Below are 12,640 nucleotides of genomic sequence, written 5' to 3'. Positions count from 1 at the left end.
AACCAAGTAAAATGCCCTCCATGGTGGAGGGCATCAAATTAGATTACATGGCAGGCAGTGTGATGCTCTTTCTTACAGAGCTGTCAAACATACGGGTAAGTATGGCTGCAACTTCACTGCGTTTTATGTTGGATTCTGGGTTGAATGTACCTGCACTGTCAGAACCGGTCAGAATGCCTGCGCGGTAAAAGCCGTAGATTTCACCTGCATAGTTTCCACTCATGGGAACATCTGGTATTGCTCCGTCCCCAACGCTTTTTATGTCTCCATATTCAGTGGAAGGCAGAGCACTGTAGAAGATATGGACAAATTCCTCGCGAGAAACCTTGGCATTGTAGTCGGGATATTCCCCGTCGATGATATTGTATGCCAATGCGTAATTCACGTAGGAACTGTACCAATTTGGACTGCCATTTGTCAGTGTAACTACTCCATCATAATACAGTTGGTGCATGGATGCTGCAAGCTTGATAGCTTCTGCAACAGTCATGTTATCGTCTGGATAATATAGGGTAGGGGTCTTGCCATCGATTAAACCATTTTTGTGGGCGATTTCCACATCATTACGATACCATGAGCTGTCAGCTACATCAGTGAAAGGAAACATATATGGAATTTCCTCAGTTTCCTCTTCTTCATCTGGAACAGGATCTTCCTCTTCTTCATCTGGAACTGGATCTTCTTCTTCCTCCTCTGGAGCAGGATCTTCCACTTCCTCTTCTGGAACAGGATCTTCCTCAACTCCGTTAACTGTCAACACTGCTACACGGCTGGTTGCTGAAATGCTTAAAGGCGATGATACGATACAGTAAACTCCATATTCGCCTGAAACCGCATCTGCTTCCGCTGTGATCCTAAGCAGATTCTTGTTGGCAAATTCAAAGGAACAGCCTTGCATTTCATCACCTTCCGAAATGGAGTAGACAACATCTTCAACAATGAAATACCATTCATATTCTAAGTTCTCAGTGACTTCACTACTGGCATCAAGACTTGTTGAAAAGCCAACCGTTTCGCCTATTTCCAAAGTCCTATCTACTGGAAATTGGTCACTTAGGATAATGCGCTGCAGCGTCAAATCGGGAATATCAGGTACCTCGGGAATAATAGGATCAAAAGTAATACCTGGATCAAGTTCTATTGCAGTAACAGGAACTACTGCAAAAATCATTGAAATAGAAAGCACTATTGCTAACAAAGCTCTTTTCATTCTAATTACCTCCTTGTTTGAATTTTCCTAAGCTAGTAGATTCATTCAGACCTTCATATTGACCACCCTTAAAAGTAAAAAAACATATACCTTCAATAATACTATACCCATTCACAAGGTTGCTACAACAACTCGCTAAAGCATAATTGCACTCTTTATTGCCAAGCTGAGCCTCGCGAATCAACTTGACCCTCGTAGCACTATATACGTCATCTTGAGCGAAGTCGAAAGATCTCTCTTTTGTCTTCCTGAGGCTTGCCGAAGGATCTTATCTTTTCAATTGTTCATTGTTCACTGTTAGCTGTACATTGTCTTCTTAAAACTCCCACAAACCCCACTAAAACAAACACCTCCAACCCCTTTGACAAAAACACTGAAATACTTTCTGAAATCCATTGATATCTCACTGGAAACATGTTACAATTAAATCGTTCAGTAAACGAATGATTTTGAGAGGTGAGAAAAATAGACACTATAAAAGATAACGGCTTTTTCCTACCAACACTGAAGTATAAGGAATTAATGATCCTTGAATACATGGACAATAATCCAGACACAACACAGAAGGAGCTAGGAAAAGCTATAGGAGCAGCAACATCAATGATAAATGCATATATAGATGAATACGAGATGAATGGATATGTAAGAAGAGAGTACATAACATCCAAAAAGGTGAAGTATCACGTAACTCCAAAGGGACAGAAAAGAAAGAACTACCTTAATGTAACCTACATCCAGGAACTGATGGATCTGCACAAGCTTGCAAAAGCAGGAGTAGAAGAATTCTTAAAGAGAGTTTCACAGAAAGGATTCCACTCAATTCTCCTTTACGGAGCTGGAGAAGTAGCAGAAATAATCCTAAATGTAGTAAACAATACTGAGGACATAGATATGAAAGTACAGGCAATAGTAGATGATGACCTTGAAAAAAGAGGCACAGAGCTTCTAGGTTATCCGGTTATCTCCAAAGTAGACATCAAGAAGTATGAGCACGACGGAGTAATGGTATCAAGCTACACTTTTGAAAACATAATCAGGAGCCATCTGCTGCAGATGGGTTATGAAGATGAGAAGATAATCCAGTTCTTTGGTGAGTGGGAGTAGGAATATAAGTCTTATACATTAGAGGGACCATAGGTGAAAGATAATAAGGAAGTGGATAACCAATTCAAAAAAGGTTTCACATTAATAGAGTTGATAGTGATAATATCAATTCTTGGTATTTTATTGTCTTTGGCTATGGTAAGCTATGGTGGAATAAGAGATAAAGCGGCATCAACGGTTTGTAAGTATAATTTAAGAGTTTTGAATCAAGAATATGAAGCTTACCTTGAAGAAAATGAGCTAGATAATACCATGTTTTCTCAAGAAACATATTATAGGAGTGAGTATAAACTTTCTGACAGAATTGTATGTCCAATCGAAGGGGATATAAGTTATCTTAATGGCAAATTTAGATGTGAGATTCATATAGATACAAAAAAGGAAGACTCAGAGGATGATTCTGGAGGAGAAATACCCTATCTGTGATATAATTGGATGGATAGACCGACGTGAGTATGATGAAAGGATAAATAGGCTGTAAGGCAGTGATAGCAAGGGTTTCGGCATAACAGCTAAATGTACTAATGTTACAGAAGCATTACACGTAGTCCCATTCAATCAAAACACAGAATTATGCAAGATATAGTACTGAAAATCAATAACAACACTGCATATAAAGAAGAAAATAAGGTGTTCTATACACCACCAATATACATTTACATAGAGCAGGAGGAACTAACATGATTTACTTAAAAATCAAAAGATTAATAGATATCATACTTTCAGGCATAGGACTTATCATTTTATCTCCTGTTTTTTTAGTACTCATTATAGCAATTAAGGTTGACTCCCCTGGACCTGTTCTCTTTAAACAGAAGAGAGTCGGGATCCATAAGAGTCATTTTCATATATTGAAGTTTAGAACCATGCTAATCGATACACCGAAGGACACACCAACACATCTGTTAGAGAATCCGGATCAGTGGATAACTAAGGTAGGTAAGTTCTTACGGAGAACATCTCTTGATGAGCTTCCACAAATCATCAATATCTTTAAGGGTGAGATGAGTATCATTGGTCCTAGGCCTGCTCTTTGGAATCAGTATGATCTGATTGAAGAAAGAGACAAGTACGGTGCTAATGACGTGCCAGTTGGGCTTACAGGCTGGGCTCAGATAAATGGTAGAGATGAATTGCCTATAGAAGAAAAGTCTAGGTTGGATGGCAAGTATGTAAGGAAGAGAAGTCTTTGGTTTGATCTTATATGTTTCATAGGAACCTTTACAGCTGTTCTAAAGAGCAAAGGCGTTATTGAAGGTGGAACTGGGGTTATTGCAAAGATGACTAAAGATAAAGAAGAAAGTAAAGGTTCGAGTCATTCCAACTTATAAGAGGTGAAACGATGAAGCGAGTTCTAATTACCGGAAAAAACAGTTACATAGGTACATCTCTTGAGAATTGGCTCATGAGAGAACCTGATAAATATAAAGTAGATACGGTTGATATGAAAGATGGGTCGTGGAAAGAGAAGGATTTCAGTTCATATGATGTCGTGTTTCATGTGGCTGGGATTGCTCATGTATCATCTGATCCTAAGATGGAAGACATCTACTATAAAGTGAATAGAGATTTAACTATTGAAACTGCTGAGAAGGCCAAGGCAGAAGGTGTAAAGCAGTTCATTTTTATGAGCAGCATTATTGTCTACGGCGATAGCAGCAGTAGTAAGCGGGTTATTGATAGAAATACAGTTCCGACACCTAGTAACTTCTATGGAAACAGTAAGCTGCAGGCGGAGGAAGGCATAAAGGATTTAGAAGCAGATGATTTTAAGATAGTTGTACTTAGACCACCTATGATTTATGGGAAAGGATCGAAAGGAAACTATCCAAGACTTGCAAACATGGCCAAGAAGGTACCTGTTTTCCCCGATATCAATAATGAGCGCAGCATGCTTCATATAGATAACCTTTGTGAATTTATAAAGGTCATGATTGATCATGAAGAGACGGGGCTTTACTTTCCACAGAATAAAGAGTATGTGAAGACGAGTGAACTAGTTAGATTGATTGGTGAAGTTTATGGAAAGAAGATATGGATGATCAGTTGGATGAATTGGCTGATTGGATTGATGTTTGGAATAGGGATAGTGAATAAGGTATTCGGCAATTTGGTTTATGAGAAGTCCATGAGTGACTACGATAAGGCGAATTACCGAATAAGAACATTCAAAGAATCTATTGAGTTGACGGAGAAATAATTAGGAAGGGTGGATACGAGCTTGAAAAAACATATATTAGTAATCGCGCAATATTTCTACCCTGAGCAGTTTCGTATCAATGACATTTGTACAGAATGGGTGAAAAGAGGATACAAAGTAACTGTAGTTACAGGCATTCCAAACTACCCTCAAGGCAAATATTATGATGGATATGGGCTATTCAAGAAAAGAAAAGAAACCTATAACGGAATGAATATCATACGAATTCCTTTAGTTCCGAGGGGAAATAATTCAATCATGCTTGCTCTTAATTATTTGTCGTTCGTAGTATCGGGTTTCTTCTGGAAGATGCTTACTAACATTAAAGCTGATCATGTATTTATATTTGAAGTATCGCCAATGACACAGGCACTTCCTGGAGTTTGGTATGCAAAGAAGAGGAAGATTCCCTGTTACTTATATGTTCAAGACCTATGGCCAGAAAATGTTGAGATAATAACGGGAATCAAAAATAAAAGGATTATTGGTGCCATTGGTAAAATGGTTGACTACATATATAGGGGCTGTACTAGGATATTTACCACGTCAGAGAGCTTTGTTAAGTCTATTCATGATCGGGGAGTTCCACTAGATAAAATCGAGTACTGGCCGCAATATGCTGAAGATTTTTATATTCCGATTGAGGAAATGAGTATCCCAGAGATACCAAAAGATGATGCGTTCAATATCATTTTTGCAGGGAATATTGGAGCAGCCCAAGGGTTAGATATTCTGCCAAAAGCAGCAGAAATCATAAAGACTAAATCTGAAAAACAGATAAGATTTAATATCGTTGGAGATGGCAGATATAAGAATGAGTTTGTAAACATAGTCAATGCTAAGGGATTGGATGATATGTTTAATTTCATCCCTAAGCAACCGGCAACTAGAATACCAGAGTTCATGGCTGCAAGTGATGCTGCTTTTCTTAGTTTGACGGATAGCCCGTTATTTGCAATGACTATACCTGCTAAGCTTCAATCCTATATGGCTTGTGGAATTCCAAACATTGCATCTGCAGCTGGTGAAACTGCAAAGATTATAAATGAGTCTAATTCAGGTTTATGTGTCAAACCAGGGAATGCAGAAGAACTAGCTGATAATATTATTAATCTAGCTAAAAAATCAAAAGAAGAACTTATTCAATTAGGCGATAATGCTCGGAAGTATTATGATAGTCATTTTAATAAAAACATTCTGCTAGATAAGATGGACATATATTTTAACAAACAGTATGGATTGGAGGAAAAGTTAAATGTTTAAAGGAAAGACTTTACTAATCACAGGTGGAACAGGATCTTTTGGAAATGCAGTAATGAAAAGATTCTTAAATACAGATATTAAAGAAATTCGAATTTTCTCTCGTGATGAGAAGAAACAAGATGATATGAGAAAGTTATACAAAAACGATAAATTAAAATTTTATATAGGCGATGTTAGAGACCTTTCAAGCGTTAAAAATGCAATGCATGGAGTTGACTATATTTTTCATGCAGCTGCCCTCAAACAGGTACCTTCATGCGAGTTCTTTCCGCTTGAAGCAGTTAAAACCAATATATTAGGAACAGATAATGTACTTACAGGCGCAATCGAGATGGGCGTTAAGAAGGTTATTTGTCTTTCTACAGATAAGGCAGCATATCCAATCAACGCAATGGGAATTTCAAAAGCAATGATGGAGAAGGTGTTTGTAGCTAAAGCAAAGACTGTTGATTCTGATAGAACACTTATTTGTGGTACAAGATATGGTAATGTTATGGCTTCAAGAGGTTCAGTAATTCCACTATTTATAGATCAGATTAAGAATGGACAACCACTTACTGTAACAGATCCGAATATGACAAGGTTTCTAATGAGTCTTGAAGAGGCTGTTGAGCTCGTTGTATTTGCATTCCAGAATGCTGAAGCCGGCGATATCATGGTTCAGAAATCCCCAGCATCAACCATCGGAGACTTAGCGCAAGCGGTTAAAGAACTCTTTAATGTAGACAATGAAATTAAAGTCATCGGAACTCGTCATGGGGAGAAGTTGTATGAAACACTTCTTACAAAAGAAGAACATGTTGTTGCTAAAGACATGGGTGGATTCTATAGAGTACCTGCTGATAAGAGAGATCTAAACTATGACAAGTATTTTGTTGAAGGTGATCAAAAGCTTTCATCAGAAGATGAGTATAACTCTCATAATACAGAAAGGCTTAACATAGAGCAGATTAAAGAAAAGCTACTGCAGCTTGATTATGTAAGAGAACAATTGGAAAGTTGGGATAGATAATGAAGATTTTAGTCACTGGGGCAAAGGGCTTCATAGGTAAAAATTTAATAGCAGAGCTTAGAAATAGAAAATACACTGAAATTTTCGAATATGATCGGGATACAGATCCTTCTCTACTTGATGAGTATTGTAAAGAAGCCAGTTTTGTATTTCATCTTGCGGGGGTAAACCGACCTAAAGAGCAATCTGAATTTATGGAAGGTAACTTTGGCTTTACTTCTGATCTGTTAGATTCTCTTAAGAAGAATAATAACACCTGCCCGGTGATGATTTCATCGTCTATTCAAGCTGAGCTAGATAATCCTTATGGTGAAAGTAAGAAGGCGGGAGAAGATCTCTTATTTGCTTATGGTAAAGAAACCGGATCTAAAGTACTTGTTTACAGGTTTCCTAATGTTTTTGGAAAGTGGTGCAGACCAAACTATAACAGTGCAGTGGCGACGTTCTGTCATAATGTTGCCCATGATATGCCCATTCAGATCAATGACCCCAGTGTGGTAATGAATCTTGTTTATATAGATGATGTGGTTAGTGAATTGATTAATGCGCTAGAAGGAAAAGAAAACAAAATAGGCTCATTTTGTGAAGTTCCTGTAGTACATACAATAACACTTGGTGAAATAGTAGAACTAATTTATTCATTTAAGAAAAGTAGAGAAGATAGATCAGTGCCAAATATGGCTGATGCATTTACAAAGAAGCTTTACAGTACATATTTAAGCTATTTGCCTGAAGACAAGTTTAGTTATGACTTAAAGATGAATGTGGATCAGAGAGGATCTTTTACAGAGTTTATTAAAACACCTGATCGAGGCCAAGTTTCAGTAAATATATCAAAACCTGGAATCACAAAAGGTAATCACTGGCATCACACGAAGAATGAGAAGTTTCTAGTTGTAAGTGGCAAGGGTGTTATCCGGTTTAGAAAAATAGATTCAGAAAAAGTGCTAGAGTATTTCGTAAGTGGTGAGAAAATGGAAGTAGTAGATATACCAACGGGATATACACACAACATTGATAATCTTGGCGATACAGATATGGTAACAATTATGTGGGCCAATGAGTCATTTGACCCTGAAAAACCTGATACTTATTATTTGGAGGTATAACTGATGAAGAGATTAAAAGTAATGACAGTCGTTGGGACTAGACCAGAAATAATCAGACTGTCAGCTGTTATTAATAAATTAGAAGAATCTGAAGCAATTGAACACATTCTTGTTCATACAGGACAGAACTATGACTATGAATTGAATGAAGTGTTTTTCAATGACTTCAACTTAAAGAAACCGGATTATTTCTTGAATGCTGCAACGGGAACTGCAGTAGAAACGATAGGAAATATTCTCGTGAAGATTGATCCAATCCTTGAAGAGGTTAAGCCCGATGCATTTCTAGTACTTGGAGATACGAATAGTTGCCTTTGTGCGATTGCTGCAAAGAGAAGACACATTCCAATTTTCCACATGGAAGCTGGTAACAGGTGTTTCGATCAGAGAGTTCCAGAAGAGACGAACAGAAAGATTGTAGATCATACTGCAGATATTAATTTAACTTATAGTGATATTGCTAGAGAATATCTTTTAAAAGAAGGTCTTCCTGCAGACAGAGTAATTAAGACTGGCAGCCCAATGTTTGAAGTTCTTAATTCTAGAAAAGAAGACATTGAAAAATCAGATGTACTTGAAAGGTTGGGACTCGAAGCTGAGAAATATTTTGTAGTGTCTGCTCATAGAGAAGAAAACATCAGTTCTAATCAGAACTTTATGGATCTGGTAGATAGCTTAAATACAATAGCAGAAAAATATCTCATGCCATTAATTGTTAGCACACACCCAAGAACAAGAAAGATGATTGAAGCAAAAGGAATTGAGTTCAATCCATTGGTTAAAACTATGAAACCTCTTGGATTTAATGATTATGTGAAACTACAAAAGTATGCAAAAGCTGTTCTTAGTGATAGTGGAACAATTAGTGAAGAGTCATCAATTCTTGGGTTTAGGGCACTGAATATCAGACAAGCTCATGAGCGACCTGAGGCTATGGAAGAAGCATCAGTGATGCTGGTTGGTCTCAAGAGAGAGAGAATTCTTCAGGGGTTAGAAGTACTTGAGACACAAGAAAAGGATTCATTGAGGTTGGTTTCAGATTATAGCATGCCTAATGTGTCTGATAAGGTTGTAAGGATTATTTTATCATATACAGATTATATAAATAGGGTTGTTTGGGGGAAATAAGAATGAAAAAAAAAGTGCTTGTTCTAACTAGGTATTATTTACCGAGTATGAAAGGTGGAGGCCCAATACAATCAATAAAAAATCTAGTTGATAACTTATCAGACAAAATTGAGTTTTTTATTGTCGCAGGAGACAGGGATTTAGGAGACGAAGAACCATTTAAAAATATTAAAATTAAAGAATGGACGAAATTAAAGAAAGAAAATATATATTATATTAACCCCAGTGAGCTAAGTTTTAAAAAATTAGAATTGATTCTGGAGAGCAATAATTATGACGCTGTGTATATTAATAGCTTTTTTGATTACAGATTTGGAATACAGGCTGTCATATTAAAGAAAGTTAAAAATCATAAAATAAGAAATATTGTAATAGCACCAAGAGGTCAATTTTCACCAGGTGCAATGAATTTAAAACTTATTAAAAAGCAGGCCTTTATTCTGCTTTCTAAGGTTTTTAAACTATTTGATTCTATCACCTGGCATGCGACTTCATCTGAAGAAAAAGAGTATATCCATGATAAATTTGGATCTGATATAAAGGTTTTAACGGCTAATAATTTAACTCAGAATTATAGTGAGTTAATTTATAATAAAACAATAATAAAAGAAACGGGTGAGTTGAAAGTTCTATTTATTTCTAGAATTCATCCAAAAAAGAATTTAGCTCAAGCAATCAATTTTTTGAAAAAAGTTTCTGGAAATGTAGAGTTTAATATTTACGGTCCAATTGAAGATAAAATTTATTGGAATAAATGCAAAAAAAATATCGACTCACTTCCTAGTAATATAGCCGTTAAATATAATGGTTTGATTAGTCATGAAGAAGTTATGAGTGTATTTAATAATAACCACATATTTCTGTTTCCAACATTAGGTGAGAATTTTGGGCATGTTATATCTGAAGCGTTAATAGGTGGATGCCCTGTAATTACAAGTGATCAAACACCTTGGAGACATTTATCGGAAAGTGGTGTCGGTTGGGATTTAAATCTTTCAAATGAAAATGAATTTGTTGATGTTATTCAAAAATGCGTAGATTTAAACCAAAAAGAATATAGAATCTTTTCCGAAAAAGCCTTTGAATACGGACGCTCTAAATCAAACAGACAAGAAGACATTGCAAAATCTTATGAATTATTTAGTTAGTTTTTGAAATTAATACAAAAAGTACTATGAAACTAAAAAGGAAGAGTTCAATATGAATGGAAAAAAAGTCAAATATATTGCTTACTATAATGATGATAAAATCAATCCCAGAGAAAATAGGAATACTTTCTTAGCAATAAAAAACAAGGTCGATTATATATGTCGTGCCTTGAACAGAAATGGTTATGAAGTAGAAATTGTGTCTCCTTGTTGGTCAAATAATGATACCGGTTATTATAAAGGTAGAATTAGCCGCATAAACGAAGGAGTTTTATTGCGAAATTTTTTTACAATTGGATCAAAGGGAAAAACAATGAAAAAAATAAAGCAGATACTATCTTCAATATTTCTTTTAAAATACTTGTTATTTGGCATTAAGAAAGAGGATATCGTAATTGTTTATCATTCGATTTCGCTGATATGGCCGATTACTATTGCAAAGTATATAAAAAAATTCGATATTATTCTTGAAGTTGAGGAAATTTATTCGGATGTTTGGAAGGGGTCAGCAAATTATGAACAAGAGGTTAAATATATTAAGAAATTTGAAAAGTACCTTTTCGCATCAGATAAGCTAAGCGTTTTATTTGCTGAGAAACCAAGTGTTGTTATCTATGGAGCTTATGAGGCTATTAATGTTGAAAAAAAAGAGAATAATTTTAATGACGAAATTAATTTAGTGTATGCCGGTTCAATTGATAGAGTTAAAGGCGGAGCATTTAACGCAATAAAAAGCATGAGATATCTACCGAATAGATATCATTTAAATATATTAGGTTTCGGTGAGAAAACACACATTGATGAAATGATAGATTTAATCGAAAAGCTTAATTTAGAGATGAATCGGGAATGCTGTTCATTTCACGGAATATTAGTTGGTGATGAATACAAGAAATTTATGTTGAATTGTGACATCGGATTAAATCCTCAAGTTCAAGGTGAATATATGAATTCAGCATTTCCATCTAAAGTTTTGTCATACTTATCACATCATTTAAATGTTGTTAGTACAGCTATTGAGAGTATTACAATATCTAAAGTTGCAAACCAAATAAATTTCTCTGCTGATGATACTCCCAGTTCTATAGCAAAAGCGGTTATGACTGTAGAGTTAGATAAAGCACATAGTCAATTATCTGTAATCGAGACTTTGGATTATGAGTTTGTGAAAGATTTGAATTCACTACTAAAATCTTCTAATTTAGAAGCAAGTAATTATTAAAAAATACTTAGATTAAGGAGAATAATATGAGTGAAACGCCTTCTGTCTCCCAACCAACAATAGTAGTTATTGCATACAATCGTCCCAAATCATTAGAATTACTCCTAAAGTCATTAAGTTGTTGTGATTATGATGATAAAAATACACGGATAGTTATAAGTATTGATGGAGGAACCAATCAACTTAATAATGAGGTGAAAAAGGTTGCTGATGATTATAAATGGATTCATGGAGAAAAAATTGTTTTAAAACATGAGAAAAATCTTGGCCTTAGAGCACATATTTTAAAAGCTGGAGATTTAGTTAATAAATATGGAAGTATTATAATGCTTGAGGATGATTTATACGTATCAAAATATTTTTACCATTACTCAAAACATGCAATTCAGCATTATTCACTCGATGAAAGAGTTGCAGGGGTATCTTTATATGCTCAACAGTATAATGAAACTGCTGGGAAAATATTTCAACCACTTATAAGTGGTAAAGATACTTATTTCATGCAGCTGGCATCATCTTGGGGACAAATTTGGACAAAACAACAATGGTCGTCATTCATTGAGTGGTATGAACAAAACAAAGATATATCTTTTTCTGAATGTAATACTCCCCCTAATTTATCATCATGGCCAGCATCTTCTTGGAAAAAATATTTTATAAGATACCTAATAGAATCTGATAAGTTTTTCGTATATCCATACGTCTCATTAACGACAAATATGAGGGAAAAAGGTGTACATGCAAAATCCCAAGATAATCTACTTCAAGTCCCTTTACTGAAATTCAACAAAAAGAATTATGATTTCGATGATTTTAAAGAATCATCCGTTGTATATGATGCATTCCATGAGAACATTCGATTAAGGGATTATTTGAAGAAAAGCTTAAGTGATGAAGTAACGATTGATATTTATGGTACTAAAGAAAACAGCAATACAAGATATGTGCTAACAACTAGGATAATGAACAAAAAGATTATAAAAGGATACTCATTAAAAATGTTTCCTCAAGAAGAGAACGTATTGTGTGATCTATACGGAAAAGATATTTTTCTATATGATACATTTATCAATGAAAAATTTGATATAGATAGCAAAATAAATATTCGTTTTAGAAATTTAGAATTTTACTTTTTAAGGATTCCGCTAGGGAAAAAAAGATCGTTAACATACTTAATATTATCATTAGTTAAAAAAATGTGGAATTAGTATTTCAGCCAGGTATGTAATGTTACATTACAGATA

The 12,640-nt window shown here is 35.1% G+C and carries 12 protein-coding genes; 11 read left to right on the top strand and 1 reads right to left on the bottom strand.

Going from position 1 to position 12,640, the window contains the following annotated elements:
* Positions 1 to 43: 43 nt before the first annotated feature.
* Positions 44 to 1,210 (bottom strand): S-layer homology domain-containing protein, encoded by a 1,167-nt coding sequence (locus ACOEN1_RS02365; protein ID WP_422484811.1) that lies wholly within the window; start codon positions 1,208 to 1,210, stop codon positions 44 to 46.
* Positions 1,211 to 1,666: 456 nt separating this feature from the next.
* On the opposite strand from ACOEN1_RS02365, the gene ACOEN1_RS02360 reads away from it, so the two are divergent.
* From ACOEN1_RS02360 to ACOEN1_RS02310, 11 genes are all read left to right on the top strand, one after another.
* A complete protein-coding gene (locus ACOEN1_RS02360; protein ID WP_422484810.1) occupies positions 1,667 to 2,314 on the top strand; it encodes a winged helix-turn-helix transcriptional regulator in 648 nt (215 codons plus the stop codon).
* A 33-nt stretch (positions 2,315 to 2,347) separates the two neighbouring features.
* Positions 2,348 to 2,740, top strand: coding sequence for a type II secretion system protein (locus tag ACOEN1_RS02355; RefSeq protein WP_422484809.1), 393 nt, complete (start codon positions 2,348 to 2,350; stop codon positions 2,738 to 2,740).
* A 254-nt stretch (positions 2,741 to 2,994) separates the two neighbouring features.
* The gene (locus ACOEN1_RS02350) at positions 2,995 to 3,645 is read left to right on the top strand and encodes a sugar transferase (RefSeq protein WP_422484808.1); all 651 of its coding nucleotides are present in this window, start codon (positions 2,995 to 2,997) and stop codon (positions 3,643 to 3,645) included.
* A gap of 11 nt (positions 3,646 to 3,656) precedes the next feature.
* The gene (locus tag ACOEN1_RS02345; RefSeq protein ID WP_422484807.1) at positions 3,657 to 4,514 is read left to right on the top strand and encodes an NAD-dependent epimerase/dehydratase family protein; all 858 of its coding nucleotides are present in this window, start codon (positions 3,657 to 3,659) and stop codon (positions 4,512 to 4,514) included.
* Positions 4,515 to 4,523: 9 nt separating this feature from the next.
* Positions 4,524 to 5,777 carry a glycosyltransferase family 4 protein gene (locus ACOEN1_RS02340; RefSeq protein WP_422484806.1) on the top strand — a complete coding sequence of 418 codons (1,254 nt, stop codon included), beginning with the start codon at positions 4,524 to 4,526 and terminating at the stop codon, positions 5,775 to 5,777.
* Entirely contained in the window at positions 5,770 to 6,789 is a 1,020-nt protein-coding gene (locus ACOEN1_RS02335) for a polysaccharide biosynthesis protein (protein ID WP_422484805.1), read from the top strand. The genes ACOEN1_RS02340 and ACOEN1_RS02335 overlap by 8 nt, the downstream gene beginning before the upstream one ends.
* The gene (locus ACOEN1_RS02330) at positions 6,789 to 7,898 is read left to right on the top strand and encodes a capsular polysaccharide biosynthesis protein CapF (protein ID WP_422484804.1); all 1,110 of its coding nucleotides are present in this window, start codon (positions 6,789 to 6,791) and stop codon (positions 7,896 to 7,898) included. Before ACOEN1_RS02335 ends, ACOEN1_RS02330 begins: the two co-directional genes overlap by 1 nt.
* 3 nt (positions 7,899 to 7,901) lie before the next feature.
* Positions 7,902 to 9,026, top strand: coding sequence for a non-hydrolyzing UDP-N-acetylglucosamine 2-epimerase (gene wecB, locus ACOEN1_RS02325; protein WP_422484803.1), 1,125 nt, complete (start codon positions 7,902 to 7,904; stop codon positions 9,024 to 9,026).
* A gap of 2 nt (positions 9,027 to 9,028) precedes the next feature.
* Positions 9,029 to 10,174, top strand: a complete 1,146-nt coding sequence (locus ACOEN1_RS02320; RefSeq protein WP_422484802.1) for a glycosyltransferase — start codon at positions 9,029 to 9,031, stop codon at positions 10,172 to 10,174.
* Positions 10,175 to 10,226: 52 nt separating this feature from the next.
* On the top strand, positions 10,227 to 11,396 hold the full coding sequence (locus ACOEN1_RS02315) for a hypothetical protein (RefSeq protein WP_422484801.1): 1,170 nt from the start codon (positions 10,227 to 10,229) through the stop codon (positions 11,394 to 11,396).
* A gap of 26 nt (positions 11,397 to 11,422) precedes the next feature.
* Positions 11,423 to 12,604 carry a hypothetical protein gene (locus ACOEN1_RS02310; protein WP_422484800.1) on the top strand — a complete coding sequence of 394 codons (1,182 nt, stop codon included), beginning with the start codon at positions 11,423 to 11,425 and terminating at the stop codon, positions 12,602 to 12,604.
* Positions 12,605 to 12,640: the final 36 nt, after the last annotated feature.

Source organism: Gudongella sp. DL1XJH-153, assembly GCF_049310905.1.
Classification (GTDB): Bacteria; Bacillota; Clostridia; order Tissierellales; family Tissierellaceae; genus Gudongella.
Note: the sequence above shows the minus strand (reverse complement) of the source record. Positions and strands in the feature narration are given on the sequence as shown.